Origin of the sequence: Paraburkholderia fungorum, from assembly GCF_902833645.1 — a bacterium.
Lineage (GTDB): Bacteria > Pseudomonadota > Gammaproteobacteria > Burkholderiales > Burkholderiaceae > Paraburkholderia > Paraburkholderia fungorum.
Window position 1 is genome coordinate 84,734 of the sequence record NZ_CADFGE010000014.1, and the last position, 15,617, is coordinate 100,350.

General features: G+C 62.5%; 13 protein-coding genes. 7 read left to right on the plus strand and 6 right to left on the minus strand.

Going from position 1 to position 15,617, the window contains the following annotated elements; translation table 11 throughout:
- Positions 1-288: 288 nt before the first annotated feature.
- Positions 289-1,566 carry an MFS transporter gene (locus HWX91_RS33020; RefSeq protein WP_028198862.1) on the plus strand — a complete coding sequence of 426 codons (1,278 nt, stop codon included), beginning with the start codon at positions 289-291 and terminating at the stop codon, positions 1,564-1,566.
- 87 nt (positions 1,567-1,653) lie between these two features.
- Here the strand turns inward: HWX91_RS33020 and secF are convergent, their stop codons facing one another.
- From secF to queA, 5 genes are all read right to left on the minus strand, one after another.
- Positions 1,654-2,604, minus strand: coding sequence for a protein translocase subunit SecF (gene secF, locus HWX91_RS33025; RefSeq protein ID WP_028198861.1), 951 nt, complete (start codon positions 2,602-2,604; stop codon positions 1,654-1,656).
- Between the two features lie 18 nt (positions 2,605-2,622).
- A complete protein-coding gene (secD, locus tag HWX91_RS33030; protein ID WP_028198860.1) occupies positions 2,623-4,668 on the minus strand; it encodes a protein translocase subunit SecD in 2,046 nt (681 codons plus the stop codon).
- A gap of 118 nt (positions 4,669-4,786) precedes the next feature.
- Entirely contained in the window at positions 4,787-5,116 is a 330-nt protein-coding gene (yajC, locus tag HWX91_RS33035) for a preprotein translocase subunit YajC (protein WP_007179286.1), read from the minus strand.
- A gap of 206 nt (positions 5,117-5,322) precedes the next feature.
- On the minus strand, positions 5,323-6,528 hold the full coding sequence (tgt, locus tag HWX91_RS33040) for a tRNA guanosine(34) transglycosylase Tgt (RefSeq protein WP_028198859.1): 1,206 nt from the start codon (positions 6,526-6,528) through the stop codon (positions 5,323-5,325).
- 110 nt (positions 6,529-6,638) lie between these two features.
- Positions 6,639-7,688: a tRNA preQ1(34) S-adenosylmethionine ribosyltransferase-isomerase QueA gene (gene queA, locus HWX91_RS33045; RefSeq protein WP_028198858.1), complete on the minus strand. Its 1,050-nt coding sequence runs from the start codon at positions 7,686-7,688 to the stop codon at positions 6,639-6,641.
- A 148-nt stretch (positions 7,689-7,836) separates the two neighbouring features.
- On the opposite strand from queA, the gene recG reads away from it, so the two are divergent.
- The 6 genes from recG to HWX91_RS33075 all read left to right on the plus strand — a co-directional run bounded on the left by recG (position 7,837) and on the right by HWX91_RS33075 (position 13,993).
- Complete coding sequence (gene recG / locus HWX91_RS33050) at positions 7,837-10,128, plus strand: ATP-dependent DNA helicase RecG (protein ID WP_028198857.1); 2,292 nt, start codon at positions 7,837-7,839, stop codon at positions 10,126-10,128.
- A 124-nt stretch (positions 10,129-10,252) separates the two neighbouring features.
- A complete protein-coding gene (locus tag HWX91_RS33055) occupies positions 10,253-11,212 on the plus strand; it encodes a LysR substrate-binding domain-containing protein (protein ID WP_028198856.1) in 960 nt (319 codons plus the stop codon).
- Between the two features lie 180 nt (positions 11,213-11,392).
- The gene (locus HWX91_RS33060) at positions 11,393-11,533 is read left to right on the plus strand and encodes a hypothetical protein (protein ID WP_167346781.1); all 141 of its coding nucleotides are present in this window, start codon (positions 11,393-11,395) and stop codon (positions 11,531-11,533) included.
- Between the two features lie 87 nt (positions 11,534-11,620).
- A complete protein-coding gene (locus tag HWX91_RS33065; RefSeq protein WP_028198855.1) occupies positions 11,621-13,075 on the plus strand; it encodes a catalase in 1,455 nt (484 codons plus the stop codon).
- An 85-nt stretch (positions 13,076-13,160) separates the two neighbouring features.
- Entirely contained in the window at positions 13,161-13,322 is a 162-nt protein-coding gene (locus tag HWX91_RS33070; protein WP_167346780.1) for a hypothetical protein, read from the plus strand.
- A 182-nt stretch (positions 13,323-13,504) separates the two neighbouring features.
- Complete coding sequence (locus HWX91_RS33075; RefSeq protein WP_028198854.1) at positions 13,505-13,993, plus strand: Dps family protein; 489 nt, start codon at positions 13,505-13,507, stop codon at positions 13,991-13,993.
- Between the two features lie 135 nt (positions 13,994-14,128).
- Here HWX91_RS33075 and HWX91_RS33080 read toward each other — a convergent pair whose 3' ends face one another.
- On the minus strand, positions 14,129-15,607 hold the full coding sequence (locus HWX91_RS33080; RefSeq protein WP_052660803.1) for a filamentous hemagglutinin N-terminal domain-containing protein: 1,479 nt from the start codon (positions 15,605-15,607) through the stop codon (positions 14,129-14,131).
- Positions 15,608-15,617: the final 10 nt, after the last annotated feature.

Genomic DNA, 15,617 nt, shown 5'->3' on the forward strand with positions numbered 1-15,617 from the left:
GCCTCAACGAGCCTTGCGCCACTCGGTATTCAAGGCGCGTCAGGGTGCGGCCGCTGCGTCGCAACAAAAAGAACCGCTTCGTTCGCATTTGCGATGAAGCGGTTTTTTATTGTCCGGCTGAAGCGCCGGAAGCCTTGTGCGGCGGCCTCGGGTGATTTGCCGCTCGCCTCCGTTTAATTTTTCAGGTACATAGAGCGCTGGTTCCGAACTGGTTGTGCGCGCATCCAGTCGGGCAATACCCGGCGTAAAACTTACGTGAAAAATATTTCGCGCGCATTGGAGATCTTTATGAACACAACGGCAACGGCAAGCCTCGCGCGGAGCCGCCAGAATTCATGGCGCGCGGTGGTGGCCGCCTCGATCGGCAACGCGCTGGAATGGTTTGATCTGGTGGTGTACGGTTTTTTCGCGGTCATCATCGCGAAGCTGTTTTTCCCGGCGGGCAACGACACGGTTTCGTTGCTGCTGACGCTCGGCACCTTCGGCGTGTCGTTCTTCATGCGGCCGCTCGGCGCGATCGTGATCGGTGCTTACGCCGACCGCGCCGGACGCAAGGCGGCGCTCACGCTGTCGATTCTGTTGATGATGTGCGGCACGCTGATCATCGCGGTTCTGCCGACGTATCAAAGCATCGGCATTGCGGCGCCGATCATTCTCGTAATCGCGCGTCTGATGCAAGGTTTTTCGGCGGGCGGCGAGTTCGGCAGCGCCACGGCGTTTCTCGCGGAACACGTACCGGGGCGGCGCGGCTTCTTCGCAAGCTGGCAGGTCGCGAGCCAGGGGCTCACCACGCTGCTCGCAGCCGGCTTCGGCGTGGTGCTGACCGGCAAACTGTCGCCGGAGCAGATGGCCTCGTGGGGGTGGCGTGTGCCGTTCTTCTTTGGTCTTCTGATCGGGCCGGTGGCGTGGTATATCCGGACCAAACTCGACGAAACGCCTGAGTTCCTCGCGGCGGAAACCACCGCCACGCCGCTGCGCGATACCTTCAGCAGCCAGAAGCTGCGCCTCGTGATTGCGATCGGCGTGGTGGTGCTCGGTACGGTGTCGACCTATCTGGTGCTGTTTATGCCAACGTACGGCGTGAAGCAGTTGGGGCTCGCGCCTTCGGTTGCATTCGCGGCAATTGCGCTGACCGGCTTGATCCAGATGGTTTTCTCGCCGCTGATCGGCCATCTGTCGGATCGCCATGGGCGCACCACGATCATGCTGATTTCGGCGCTGCTGCTGCTCATCCTGATCAATCCGGCTTTCGTGTATCTGGTCGCGCATCCGACCTTCGGCACGCTGATCGCGTTGCAGATCGTGTTCGGCTTTCTGATGACCGGCTACTTTGCCGCGCTGCCGGGTTTGCTCTCCGAGATGTTTCCGGTGCAGACGCGCACGACCGGCATGTCGCTGGCCTACAACATCGCCGTGACGATCTTCGGCGGTTTCGGGCCGTTCATCATCGCGTGGCTGATCAGCTTTACGGGCTCGAAGGCCGCGCCAAGCTACTACATGATTTTCGCCGCGGCTATTAGCCTGGCGGCGCTGATGGCGGCGCGCCGCAAGCTCGGGTTTCGCTGAGGCGCACAGGCGGTAAACGTAAAAGGCCGGTTCGAGAGAACCGGCCTTTCTTTTTGCGATCGAGTCAGATGTCTGCCTGCAGCAGAGTCAGACTTGCGCGCCTGCGTTTGGATCGTCCGGATCGACGCGTTCCTTCTTGTCCTTGATCAGGTCTTCGCGCTTCACGCCGAGCCACATGGCGAGCGCCGCCGCGACGAACACCGACGAGTAGATACCGAACAGAATACCGACCGTCAGCGCCAGTGCGAAGTAGTGCAGCGTGGGGCCGCCGAACAGGAACATCGACAGCACCATCATCTGCGTACAGCCGTGGGTGATGATCGTGCGCGACATGGTGCTGGTGATCGCGTGGTTGATCACCTCGATCACGGTCATCTTGCGTTCGCGGCGGAAGGTTTCACGAATCCGGTCGAAGATAACGACCGATTCGTTCACCGAGTAGCCGAGCACCGCGAGCACCGCGGCCAGCACCGAGAGCGAGAACTCCCACTGGAAGAATGCGAAGAAGCCGAGAATGATCACCACGTCGTGCAAGTTCGCGATCACGCCGGCGACCGCGTACTTCCATTCGAAGCGGAACGACAGATAGATCACGATGCCGATCACCACACAGGCCAGCGCCAGCAGGCCGTCGGTTGCGAGTTCCTTGCCGACCTGAGGGCCGACAAACTCGACGCGTTGCAACTGCACCTGCGGGTCCTCGCCCTTCAGCGCGCCCATCACCTGGTCGCTCTGTTGCGCCGACGTGTAGCCCTGCTTGAGCGGCAGACGGATCAGCACGTCACGCGAGGTGCCGAAGTTCTGCACCTGCGCGTCGGGATAGCCCAGCTTGTTGAGCGTGCCGCGTACCGGGTCAAGCGGTGCCGCACCGGGATACTGCACTTCGATGACGGTACCGCCGGTGAATTCCACCGACAGATGCAGCCCGCGATGCAGCAGGAAAAATACAGCGGCGATGAACGTCAGCAGCGAGATTGCGTTGAAGATCAACGCACGCTGCATGAACGGAATGTCTTTGCGGAAACGGAAAAATTCCATGGTCTTGTTCTCCGGGACTCAGCGGGATGAACCCGGTTTCTGCGGCGTATTGGACGCGTTGCGGCGGCGCACAGTCGGCTTGCCGGCACGCGCCTGGGCCGGGGCGGCTTTGGCCTTGGGCTTGGCGCTTGCCGCGGCGACGGCCCGTGCCGTATCGGTCGTGGTGTCGTCGTTGCTGAGGTAAGCCGCGGCGCCGTCGATACCTTCCGGTTGCGGACGCCACACCTGACCGATAGCCAGCGACTTGAGCTTCTTCTTGCCGCCGTACCAGAGATTGACGATACCGCGCGAGAAGAACACCGCCGAGAACATCGACGTCAAGATGCCGATACAGTGAACCATCGCGAAGCCGCGCACCGGGCCGGAGCCGAAGGCGAGCAGCGCGAGGCCGGCGATCAGCGTGGTGACGTTCGAGTCGAGAATCGTCGCCCATGCATGCGCGTAGCCGTTCTGGATCGCAAGTTGCGGCGGCGCGCCGTGGCGCAGTTCTTCGCGCACGCGCTCATTGATCAGCACGTTCGCATCGATCGCCATACCGAGCGCGAGCGCGATAGCGGCGATACCCGGCAAGGTCAGCGTGGCCTGCAACATGGACAGCACGGCGATCAGCAGCAGCAGGTTGACCGACAGGCCGATCATCGAGATCACGCCGAACAGCATGTAGTACGCGATCATGAAGACAGCGATCGCTACAAAGCCCCAGACCACCGAGTGGAAGCCCTTCTTGATGTTGTCCGCGCCGAGGCTCGGGCCGATCGTACGTTCTTCGATGATGTCCATCGGCGCGGCGAGCGAACCGGCGCGCAGCAGGAGCGCGAGGTCGGCGGCAGCTTGCGGGTTCGGCTGGCCGGTGATCTGGAAGCGGTCACCCAGTTCAGACTGGATGGTCGCCACGGTCAGCACTTCGCCCTTGCCCTTCTCGAACAGCACCATCGCCATCGGCTTGCCGATGTTGTCGCGCGAGACGCTGCGCACCGCACGGCCACCCGCCGAATCCAGGCGGATGTTGACCGACGGACGTTGATGCTCGTCAAAGCCGGCCGACGCGTCGATGATGCGGTCACCCGTGAAGATGATCTGCTTGCGCAGCAGCACCGGCGTCTGGTTGCCCTGGGTGAACAGCTCGTCGCCCGGCGGCACCGGATCGCCCGGATTCGGATGCGTGTTGACCGGATCGGCGAGGCGCGCTTCAAGCGTTGCCGTGCGGCCGATGATGTCCTTCGCCTTCGCCGTGTCCTGCACGCCCGGCAGTTCGACCACGATACGGTCCGAGCCTTGCTGCTGGATCACCGGCTCGGCCACGCCGAGTTCGTTCACGCGGTTATGCAGCGTGGTGATGTTCTGCTTGAGCGCGGCGTCCTGCACGGCTTTCTGCACCGCCGGCGTGAACGTGCCGACCAGTTGCACACCGCCGTCCGGATTGGTTTGCGAGGCCCACTGGAGTTCGCTGATACCGCGGCTCAGTTGCTTGATGGCCGCGTCCGCCGTCGCCTGGTCGGCGAAATTGATCACCACCGTCTGGTTGACGCGGTTCACGCCGCCGTCGCGGATGTTGTTGTCGCGCAGCATGGTGCGCGCATCCGAGGCGTCGGAATCGAGCTTCTTGTTCAGCGCGCCGGCCATGTCGACCTGCAGCAGGAAGTGCACGCCGCCGCGCAGATCGAGGCCGAGGTACATCGGCAGCGCGTGCAGGGCGGTCAGCCAGCGCGGCGAAGCGCTCTGCAGGTTCAGTGCGACGATGTACTGCGGATCGGTCGGGTCGCTGTTCAGCGATTTTTGCAGCAGGTCCTTCACGCGCAGTTGCGTGTCGGTGTCCAGCAGACGCACGCGAATGTTCGCGTTGGTCGACGAATTGTCGAACGTGACTTCGTCAGGCTTGATCTGATTGGCGGCAAGCGTGGCTTCGACGGCCGACAGCGTGGTCGAGTCGAGTTTGACGGTTGCCTTGCCGCTCGACACCTGCACCGCCGGCGCTTCGCCGAACAGATTGGGCAGCGTGTACACGAGGCCGATGACCAGAGCCACCAGCATCACGGCGTATTTCCAGAGGGGGTAGCGATTCATGAGTGGTCCAACGGGAAGGTTGGCTTGGAAGCGATGCGTCCGGCGATGAGCGCGGGCGGCTCAGCGATGTTCCGCGAGAACCGCCGGCGAGGCCGCGCCGGACGCGAGAGAGCAGGCCTTACAGCGACTTGATCGTGCCCTTCGGGAGAATCGTCGTGACCGACGCTTTTTGCACGGTGATTTCCGTGCCTTCCGAGATTTCGACGCCGACGTAAGCTTCACCCACCTTGGTCACCTTGCCGACGATGCCGCCATTCGTCACCACTTCATCACCCTTGGCCATGGCGGCGAGCATGTTGCGATGCTCCTTCTGGCGCTTCATTTGCGGGCGAATCATGATGAAGTACAGCACGCCGAACATCAGGATCAGCGGCAGGAAGCTCATCAGGTTCGATTCAATGCCACCTGTTGCTGTGCCTTGGGCGAAGGCATTGGAAATGAACGACACGTTGGTCTCTCCGTTATAAATCAAAACGATCAAAAAAATCAGCCGGTTATTCTACCACTGGCCTGACGGGGGTCGGCGCGGCGAATCGGCTTTCCGATCAACCGTTTAAAGCCTTTTCTGCTGCATCCGAAAGTTAATTGTAAGGTTTTCCGTGCAGCGCCGACGGATTCCGCCGTCAAATTCGTCAGTTGATTTCCATTTGCCGGCTAATCGATGCCGCGCGCGCGGTTCTCGTGGAAGCGCTGACGGAACGGCCCGAACAGTTTTGCGTCGATCGCGTCGCGCATTTCCTGCATCAACTCGAGGTAATAGTGCAGGTTGTGAATCGTGTTCAACTGCGCACCGAGGATTTCCCCTACACGATGCAGATGGTGCAGGTAGCCCCGGGTGAAGTTTCGGCAGGTGTAGCAACCGCATTGCTCGTCGAGCGGACGCAGTGAGTTTTTGTGCGCGGCGTTGCGGATCTTGATGTCGCCGAAGCGGGTAAAGAGCCAGCCGTTGCGCGCGTTGCGGGTCGGCATCACGCAGTCGAACATGTCGACGCCGGCGGCCACGCCCGCCACCAGGTCTTCCGGCGTGCCGACGCCCATCAGGTAATGCGGCTTGTCGGCCGGCAGCTTCGGGCCGATATGGTTCAGCACGCGCATCATGTCTTCTTTCGGTTCGCCGACCGACAGGCCGCCGATCGCGAGGCCGTGGAAATCCATCTCCGCGAGACCCGCCAGCGATTCGTCGCGCAGATCTTCGAACATGCCGCCCTGGACGATGCCAAACAGCGCATTCGGATTGCCGAGGCGGTTGAATTCATTGATCGAGCGTTTGGCCCAGCGCATCGACATTCGCATCGAATCGGCGGCTTCCTGATGCGAAGTCGGCACATTGTTGGTCGCGTACGGCGTGCATTCGTCGAACTGCATGACGATGTCCGAATTCAGCACCTTCTGGATCTGCATCGATACTTCCGGCGACAGGAACAGCTTGTCGCCGTTGATCGGCGACGCGAACGTGACGCCATCTTCGGTGATCTTGCGTAGATCGCCGAGCGAAAACACCTGGAAACCGCCCGAGTCGGTCAGGATCGGTTTCTTCCATCCCATGAAGCCGTGCAGGCCGCCGTGCGCCTCGATCGTTTCCAGGCCCGGGCGCAGCCACAGGTGGAACGTATTGCCGAGGATAATCTGCGCGTGCATTTCTTCGAGCTCGCGCGGCTGGACCGCCTTCACCGTGCCGTAGGTGCCGACCGGCATGAAGATCGGCGTTTCGACCACGCCGTGATTCAGCGTGACGCGGCCGCGCCGCGCCTGGCCGTCGGTGCCGAGCAGTTCGAATTTGAGGCCGTTTTCAGGGCGCTCGCCGTGGCTCGCGCAGGTATTGCAGGTACCGCTCGTATCGTGGGTATGACCGTCGGTCATGGGCTAACTCCTGTGCTACCGGAAAACAGTCCGGCGCAAATGTTAATCGCCGCCGGAAAGTCTCGCGGCGGCTTGGGGATGACAAAAACTTTGAAGCGGCGTGCCGGATGTCAGGCGTCGCGGCGCGTCAGCAGCATCGCGTCGCCATAGCTGAAAAAGCGGTAGCGCTGTTCGATCGCATGGCGGTAGGCCTCGCGAATTGTATCGACGCCCGCGAATGCCGACACCAGCATCAGCAGCGTCGATTTCGGCAAATGGAAATTCGTCACCAGGCGGTCGACCACGCGGAATCGATAACCGGGTGTGATGAAAATATCGGTTTCCGTGCTGGCCGCGCCGAGTGGGCGGCCAGCCGCTTCCGCGTCGCGCGCGGCGGCTTCGAGCGCGCGCATCGACGTCGTGCCCACCGCGATCACGCGGTTGCCGCGCGCACGCGTCGCCGCGATCTTGTCGGCGAGCGATTGCGGCAGGTGATACCACTCGCTGTGCATCTTGTGTTCGGCGATATTTTCGACCCGCACCGGCTGGAAGGTGCCGGCGCCGACGTGCAGCGTGAGGGTCGCACGCTCCACGCCGCGGGCGTTGAGCCGCGCGAGCAGCGCGTCGTCGAAATGCAGGCCGGCGGTGGGCGCGGCCACCGCGCCGGGATTCTGCGCGAACACCGTCTGGTAACGCGTTTCGTCGGTCGAGTCGGGGTCGTGCTCGATGTACGGCGGCAGCGGCAGGCGGCCGAATTGGTCGATCAGCGTCAGGCAGTCGTCCGGGAAATGCAGCGTGTAGAACGGCTCGACGCGCTCGCCGACCGTTACGTCGAACGCGTCGGCCAGACGAATCGTGGTGCCCGGCTGCGGACTCTTGCTCGCGCGGATCTGCGCGAGGGCGGTGCGCTCGCCGGTCAGGCGCTCCACCAGTACTTCGATCTTGCCGCCACTGGCCTTCTGGCCGAGGAAACGCGCCTTCAGGACTTTGGTATCGTTGAAGACCAGCAGATCGCCGGGCGCGATGCATTCGGGCAGTTCGGCAAAGCCGCGGTCTGTAAGGCGCGCGGGGTTCACCGTGTTGTCCACTTCGAGCAAACGGCTGGCGCTGCGCTCAGGCAGCGCGACTTGCGCGATCAGCTCGGGTGGCAGATCGAAATCGAAATCGGAAAGCGTAAACATGCGGACGACTGGAAGCGAATTGAGACTGAATTGAGCCGAAGCCGGAGCCGGGCGGCTATGATTGCGGGACGCCGGAGCGGCCCGCGAGCCCGCGCGCTGCCTGGCGCCAACACCTTTGACAGCCGATATTGTACTTGCGAAGCAACCCATGCCTTTGTCCGAACGCCGAATGCCCTCCGCCACCGACGAAGTGAGCGCCGAGCCCAAGCGCCGCGGCGCGCGGGACAAGGCGGCGGCGGGGTCGAACGACATCGGCGCGGGCGACAGCCCGCCGAGCGAACCGGCCGCGCGCGAAGCTGAGCCGGTCAATCCCTTCGGCGACAAGCCCGCAGGCAAAACCGCCGCCGGGCCGGCGGCCAAGGCGGGCGCCAAACCCGCGGCCAAACCCGCCGACAAGCTCGCCAAACTGGGCCTTACGCGTGACATCGACCTCGTCCTGCATTTGCCGATGCGCTACGAAGACGAGACTTCCCTGACGCCGATCGGGCACCTGCTGCCCGGTGGCATTGCGCAGACAGAAGGCGTGGTGTTCGACAACGAGATTGCCTATCGCCCGCGTCGGCAGTTGCTGGTGAAACTGCGCGACGACGCCGGCGACGAACTCGTGCTGCGCTTTCTGAATTTCTACGGCTCGCAGGTCAAGCAGATGGCGATCGGCGCGCGATTGCGGGTGCGCGGTGATGTGCGCGGCGGTTTCTTCGGCATGGAGATGGTGCATCCCGCGGTGCGCGTGGTCGACGAAGACACGCCGCTGCCGCAGGCGTTGACGCCGGTTTATCCAAGCACCGCGGGCGTGACACAGGCATATCTGCGCAAGTCGATCGACAACGCGTTGTCGCGCACGTCCTTGCCGGAATTGCTGCCCGAGCCGATCGCGCGAACTTATATGCAGCCGCTCGGCGTGCCGACGCTGATGGACGCGGTGCGCACGCTGCATCATCCGGGCGTGCAGTCCGACGAGACCGCGTTGATCGACGGCACGCATCCGGCATGGGTGCGGATCAAGTTCGAGGAACTGCTCGCGCAGCAGATGTCGTTGAAGCGCGCGCATGACGAGCGTCGCACGCGGGCGGCGCCGGCCATGCCGCGCCGCAAGCTGGGCGACGAAACGGCGCTTGTGGCGCGTTTGCTGAAGGCATTGCCGTTCTCGCTGACGAAGGCGCAGGAGCGCGTGGGTGGCGAGATCGCGCTCGATCTGACGCAGCCTCATCCGATGCAGCGGCTGCTGCAGGGGGATGTCGGCAGTGGCAAGACGATCGTGGCCGCGCTCGCTGCGGCGCAGGCGATCGACGCCGGTTACCAGGCCGCGCTGATGGCGCCCACGGAAATCCTCGCCGAACAGCACGCGCGCAAATTGCGCGGCTGGCTGGAGCCGCTGGGCGTGAGCGTCGCGTGGCTGGCTGGCAGTCTGAAAACCAAAGAGAAGCGCGCCGCGATCGAAGCGGCGGCGCTCGGCACGGCGCAACTCGTGATCGGCACGCACGCGATTATTCAGGATGCGGTCGAATTCGCGCGGCTGGGCTTGGTCATCGTCGACGAACAGCATCGCTTCGGCGTGGCGCAACGCCTCGCGTTGCGCGCCAAGGCGCAGAACGCCGCCGACGGCGCGCACGATTTCCAACCGCATCAACTGATGATGTCCGCGACGCCGATTCCGCGCACGCTGGCAATGACCTATTACGCCGACCTCGACGTTTCGACCATCGACGAACTGCCACCCGGGCGCACGCCGATTCTGACCAAGCTGGTCTCCGACGCGCGGCGCGAAGAGGTGATCGGCCGCGTGCGCGAGGCCGCGCTGACGGGTCGGCAAGTGTATTGGGTGTGTCCGCTGATCGAGGAAAGCGAGACCTTGCAGTTGCAAACCGCGGTGGAGACCTACGAGACGCTGGTGGCCGCGTTGCCCGAACTGAAGGTTGGGCTGGTGCACGGCCGCCTTGCGCCGGCGGAGAAGGCCGCGGTGATGGATGCGTTCACGCGCAACGAGGTGCAGTTGCTGGTGGCGACCACGGTGATCGAGGTGGGGGTCGACGTGCCAAATGCGTCGCTGATGGTGATCGAGCATGCCGAGCGCTTCGGCCTCGCGCAATTGCACCAGTTGCGCGGACGGGTAGGGCGCGGCAGCGCGGCATCGGTTTGCGTGCTGCTCTATACGGGGCCATTGTCGATGACGGCGCGAGCGCGCTTGCAGACCATGCGGGAGACGACCGACGGGTTCGAAATCGCCCGGCGTGACCTGGAGATTCGCGGTCCGGGGGAATTTCTCGGTGCCCGGCAGTCGGGCGCGGCCATGTTGAGGTTCGCCGATCTGCAGAACGATCAGTGGCTCATCGAGCCGGCGAGAGAAGCCGCCGCGGCTTTGCTCGAGAAGTATCCCGATGTGGTTTTGCAGCACCTGGCCCGCTGGCTCGGAGCTCGCGAGCAATATCTGAAGGCATGAAAAGGGCCTTTTGATACCGGACAAACCCGTCCGCCTGACGCCGGAAGGACCAAAAAGTTGGCGAACCGACCCTATAGGTGTATAACTAGAACCTATCGAACTATCCGCACTGATTGGTCCCCCAATGACGCTCACCGAATTGAAATACATCGTCGCGGTTGCCCGCGAGCGGCACTTCGGCCGGGCCGCCGAAGCGTGTTTCGTCAGCCAGCCGACTCTGTCGGTGGCCATCAAAAAGCTCGAAGACGAACTCAACGTGCAGATTTTCGAGCGCGGCACCAGCGAAGTGAGTGTCACGCCGATCGGCGAACAGATCGTCACGCAAGCTCAGCGGGTTCTTGAACAAACGCTTGCCATCAAGGAAATCGCGAAACAGGGTAAAGACCCGCTGGTCGGACCGCTGCGGCTGGGCGTGATCTATACGATCGGGCCGTATCTGCTGCCTACCCTCGTCAAGCAGATGATCAAGCGCGTTCCGCAGATGCCGCTGATGCTGCAGGAAAATTACACGGTCAAGCTGATCGAACTGCTCAAGCAGGGCGAAATCGACGTCGCCATCATGGCGCTGCCGTTCGCGGAAACGGGTCTGATGCTGCGGCCCCTCTATGACGAACCGTTCGTCGTCGCGCTGCCGTCCGGTCATGCGTGGGAAAACCGCCCGCGGATCGATGCCGAGGATCTCAAGCAGGAAACCATGCTGCTGCTCGGCAGCGGCCACTGCTTCCGCGACCACGTACTGGGCGTGTGTCCTGAACTGATGCGTTTCTCGCAGAACGCAGACGGCATCCAGAAGACCTTCGAAGGGTCGTCGCTGGAAACCATCCGTCATATGGTGGCAAGCGGCGTCGGCATAACCGTGTTGCCGCGCATGTCGGTGACTGAGGTCAAGCCGCACGCCGGCGGCATCGACGCAGGCTTGCTCAGCTATGTCGCCTTCGACGAACCGGTGCCGGATCGCCGCGTCGTGCTCGCCTGGCGCAAGAGTTTCACGCGGATGCCCGCGATCGAAGCGATCTGCGACGCCATCAACGCCTGCGATCTGGCGGGTGTCAAAAAGCTCGATCTGCCTGTCGCCGTCAACTAGGCGGCACGACGTACCCAGGCCGGCCGCCGTGCACCGCCGTGAGCGGCCAGCGGCCAGCCGCCTTGGTGCCGATAGCTGCCGTCCCTATCGAATAGATAAAATTAATCAAACACGATAATTCGATAGCATTGATATAGTGTCCTCCATGGATCGCCCGATCCCCAAGACCCGGAGGAAATCATGACGCAGTCGAACCCGCAGCAAGTCCAAGCCGTCGCCGCTCAAGCCACTCGCGTGACCAACGGCAGCTTCGCCGCATCGGTGCGGGGTTTGCGCACGGTTGCGCTGTCCTTGCTGGTCGACCGGGCCCTGTCAGCTTGAGCCGCTTGACTCGCTTGAGCCGTAGCGTTAGCGCGCCGCACCACCTCCCGCATTCTGTTTCCGATAAAAGCCACACAGGAGTTCCCCATGTCCGAACGTAAGCTCACCAATGCAGCCGGCGCACCCATCGCCGACAACCAGAATTCGATGACCGCCGGCGCGCGGGGTCCGGTCGTCCTGCAAGACGTGTGGTTGCTCGAAAAACTCGCTCACTTCGATCGCGAAGTGATTCCGGAACGCCGCGTTCATGCCAAGGGTTCCGGCGCATTCGGCACGCTGAAGGTCACGCACGATATCTCACGTTACACGAAGGCCAAAGTGTTTGCGCAAGTCGGCAAGGACACACCGCTCTTCATGCGTTTTTCGACGGTGGCGGGTGAGCGCGGCGCCGCCGACGCGGAACGCGACGTGCGCGGTTTCTCGATCAAGTTCTACACCGAAGAAGGCAACTGGGACGTGGTCGGCAACAACACGCCGGTGTTCTTTATCCGCGATCCGTTGAAGTTCCCGGACTTCATTCACACGCAAAAACGCGACCCGTACACCAACATGCGCAGCAATGTTGCGGCGTGGGATTTCTGGTCGCGTCATCCGGAGTCGTTGCATCAGGTCACCATTCTGATGAGCGATCGTGGCATTCCGAAGAACTACCGGCAGATGCACGGCTTCGGTTCGCATACGTATTCGTTCATCAACGCGAACAACGAGCGTTTCTGGGTGAAGTTCCACTTCAAGTCGATGCAGGGCATTGAGAACTTTACCGACGCCGAAGCGGCGCAAGTGGTTGCACAGAATCGTGAAAGCGCGCAACAGGATTTGCTCACGAGCATCGATGCCGGCAACTTCCCGAAATGGCGTTTTGCGATTCAGGTGATGCCGGAAGCGGAAGCGGCGAGCTATCGCTTCAATCCGTTCGACATCACGAAGGTGTGGTCACAGAAGGACTACCCGTTGATCGACGTCGGCACGATCGAGTTGAACCGCAACGCGGCTAACTACTTCTCGGACGTGGAGCAAGCCGCGTTCACGCCGGCCAATGTGGTGCCGGGTATCGGCTTCTCCCCGGACCGTCTGTTGCAGGGCCGTTTGTTCTCGTATGGCGATACGCAGCGCTATCGCCTCGGCGTCAATCACCATCAGATTCCGGTGAATGCGCCGCGCTGCCCGGTCCACCATTCGTTCCATCGCGACGGCGCGATGCGCACGGACGGCAATCTCGGCGGCAGCGTGAACTACGAGCCGAATCGCTTCGGCGATTTCGCGCAGGACGGCAACGCGTCGGAGCCGCCGCTCGCAGCGGGTACGGTGGATCGTTATGACCATCGCGCGGACGACGACTACTACACGCAGCCGGGTATGTTGTTTGCCCTGTTCGACGAAGCGCAACGTCAGCGCTTGTTCGGCAATATCGCACGTCATATCAACGGTGTGCCGCATGAGATCGTCGTGCGTCAGATCGAGCATTTCCGCCGCGCCGATCCGGCATACGCGGAAGGCGTGATCGCCGCGCTGGCCGAACTCGCCGAAAGTAGCAAGAAGTAAGCAGTTGACTTGAATTGAGTTGATGCAGCAGGGTGGGGCGCAGCGGCGCCCCACCGGTAATGATGTGAATCGAAGGAGCACGATCATGATCCAGATGATGATGTCCACTATCGGCGGTGTGCCCTCAGAACGCGCGGCGCAGCAGCGGCAAGCCTTGATGCTGCGCAAGTCGGTGGGATTCGCGATCGTCTTGAGCGGCTGGACAGTGATCGTTGCGCAGGCGCTGCAACACACGCTGGGTGCGTGATTGCACGTAATTGCATGTGATCGGGCACGAGCCGGCGAGTGCGGCAAGCGACCACGCGTCACACGAACGCATTTGCTTTCTAAGATAAACTGGCGGGCGTTCGCGGTGCCGGGTTTGCGGGTTTGCTAACCGCGCACCGTCACATTGCCGATCGGTTCGTATCACTCTTCAAAGGAGTCATCATGGCCAAGAAAGAAGCTGTACAGCACGTCAATATCGGGATCAGCGACAAGGATCGCAAGAAGATTGCAGAAGGCTTGTCGCGACTGCTCGCCGACACCTACACGCTGTATCTGAAGACCCACAATTTCCACTGGAACGTGACGGGTCCGATGTTCAACACGCTGCACCTGATGTTCGAAACGCAATACAACGAGCTGGCGCTGGCGGTCGATTCGATCGCGGAACGGATTCGCGCGCTGGGCGTGCATGCGCCGGGCAGCTACAAGGAGTTCGCGAAGCTCTCGTCGATTCCGGAAGCGGACGGTGTGCCGCCCGCGGAAGAAATGATTCGTCAACTGGTGGAAGGTCAGGAAGCCGTGGTGCGCACCGCGCGCGCGATTTTCCCGTCGACGGAAGCGGCTAACGACGAACCGACCGCCGATTTGCTCACGCAACGCATGCAAACGCACGAAAAGACCGCGTGGATGCTGCGCTCGATGCTGGCGTAAGAGACTCGAACGGCGCCCGGAACAGAACGGGCACCGGTGAAACGGAAAGGCCCCGCACACGCGGGGCCTTTTTCTTTACGCGAAGTCTGGCGGCTTATCCGAACAGAAGCCGCATGTGATAGCGCAATTGCACACTCAGTACGAGTAGCCCATTTTCATCGTCGGAGCCGCAGGCTGTTGCACTCCGTAGTTCGCGAGCTTGTCCGCCAGGTAGCGCGCATTCGCTTCCTGCTGCGCGAAGTATTCCGCGTCGCGTTGAGCCTGCTGGTCGGCACGCGCCTGCTCGTTAGCCTTGAGCCAGGCAGCTTGCGCGGCCAGTTCGGCTTCATGGCTGGCCGGGTTAAAGGCCGCTTCTGCGCGGGCTTTATCGTCCGCTGCGAGACGCGCTGCTTCTTCGCGGGCCTTCTGCTCGGCGGCGATCCGGGCCTCTTCAGCGCGGGCCTTTTCTTCGGCACGGGCTCTCGCTTCTGCTTCAGCGCGGGCCTGCTCGTCGGCTTGCGACGGCTCGGTCGGGGTGGGTGCCACAGCGGCGCCACCCGGTTTTGGCGCGTTCGTGAAAACAGTGTTCAATTCCTGGAGCTTGCGCGCGTTGCTCCAGCCATCCATCTTGTCGGTGCCGCGCATGGACGCCGTCATCGCTACGAGGTCGCGCATCGAGCGGCGGTCGGACATGAAGCTGTTCAACTCGTTCGCCGGGTTCGTCCAAACCGTGTACATGACCTCGCCGCTGGCCGACGCGCCTGCCTCGTTCTTCAGCTTGCCACCGAACAGTTCAACGGCCAGGCCACCCTTGCCGGCCTGAATCACGCCCGCGTTGTTCACGCCAAGGCCGCGCTCCGAACCTTCGAGCATGATCTTGTTCGCGTACATGCCGCCCAGCGCCGACACGTCGAGCGCGACTTGCGGCGCGTTGGCCACGTCGCGCACGAGTTTGCCCTGGAAGTTGCCGTTGGCGTCGCCGTCAAACGAGCTGCCGGTGATCGAATCGATCTTCCAGCCCTTCACGATCGCGTTGATCTTCGTGGCGCGCGACAACAGGTTCAACTGACCCGCACCGGCGTCCATGCCGTCGCCGTCGATTTCGAGCATGGCGGGTGTGGCGCGCGAGGTGTCGACTTCGAGCGCGAGCGGGCTGTCCGCGCGCGGGGCGAAGCGCGCGGCGGCGAGCGTGACCATCGGGGCATTGATGGTGTTACAGCCGTTGCACGAAATGCCCGCCGCGTTGGCGATCAGCAGGTGCGCGGGCACGCCGGCCACTTCCATCGGGCCGTTGATTTTCGACGCTTGTGCCGAATTGATGTCTGCCACGATCACGCTCGCCTGCCTGCCTTTCAGGTTGCCATTCTCCTTCAACGCGCCGACCAGCTGACTACGGCCGTCGGCCAGCATGTTGTTGAACACGACGCCGTTTTTGTCGACGTCGAAGTTGCTGAACGTGTTGCGCGAAATCCCGGCTGCATTGGCCGCGTTAATGTTGACGACCGGCGTGGCGCCCACGTTGCTCACCTGCGTGCCGCCGCTGCCGGTCACGCCGCCGGCATAGGCGCTGGTGCCCGCCAGCGCGACGGCGGTCATGGCGGCCAGCGCGAGTATGTTGCATTGGAATTGCTTCATTGAGATTCCC

Excerpts from the sequence above, each read along its gene's own strand:
- HWX91_RS33020 (WP_028198862.1), top strand. The coding sequence starts at position 289 with ATGAACACAACGGCAACGGCAAGCCTCGCGCGGAGCCGCCAGAATTCA.
- secF (WP_028198861.1), bottom strand. The coding sequence starts at position 2,604 with ATGGAATTTTTCCGTTTCCGCAAAGACATTCCGTTCATGCAGCGTGCG.
- secD (WP_028198860.1), bottom strand. The coding sequence starts at position 4,668 with ATGAATCGCTACCCCCTCTGGAAATACGCCGTGATGCTGGTGGCTCTG.
- tgt (WP_028198859.1), bottom strand. The coding sequence starts at position 6,528 with ATGACCGACGGTCATACCCACGATACGAGCGGTACCTGCAATACCTGC.
- queA (WP_028198858.1), bottom strand. The coding sequence starts at position 7,688 with ATGTTTACGCTTTCCGATTTCGATTTCGATCTGCCACCCGAGCTGATC.
- recG (WP_028198857.1), top strand. The coding sequence starts at position 7,837 with ATGCCTTTGTCCGAACGCCGAATGCCCTCCGCCACCGACGAAGTGAGC.
- HWX91_RS33055 (WP_028198856.1), top strand. The coding sequence starts at position 10,253 with ATGACGCTCACCGAATTGAAATACATCGTCGCGGTTGCCCGCGAGCGG.
- HWX91_RS33060 (WP_167346781.1), top strand. The coding sequence starts at position 11,393 with ATGACGCAGTCGAACCCGCAGCAAGTCCAAGCCGTCGCCGCTCAAGCC.
- HWX91_RS33065 (WP_028198855.1), top strand. The coding sequence starts at position 11,621 with ATGTCCGAACGTAAGCTCACCAATGCAGCCGGCGCACCCATCGCCGAC.
- HWX91_RS33070 (WP_167346780.1), top strand. The coding sequence starts at position 13,161 with ATGATCCAGATGATGATGTCCACTATCGGCGGTGTGCCCTCAGAACGC.
- HWX91_RS33075 (WP_028198854.1), top strand. The coding sequence starts at position 13,505 with ATGGCCAAGAAAGAAGCTGTACAGCACGTCAATATCGGGATCAGCGAC.
- HWX91_RS33080 (WP_052660803.1), bottom strand. The coding sequence starts at position 15,607 with ATGAAGCAATTCCAATGCAACATACTCGCGCTGGCCGCCATGACCGCC.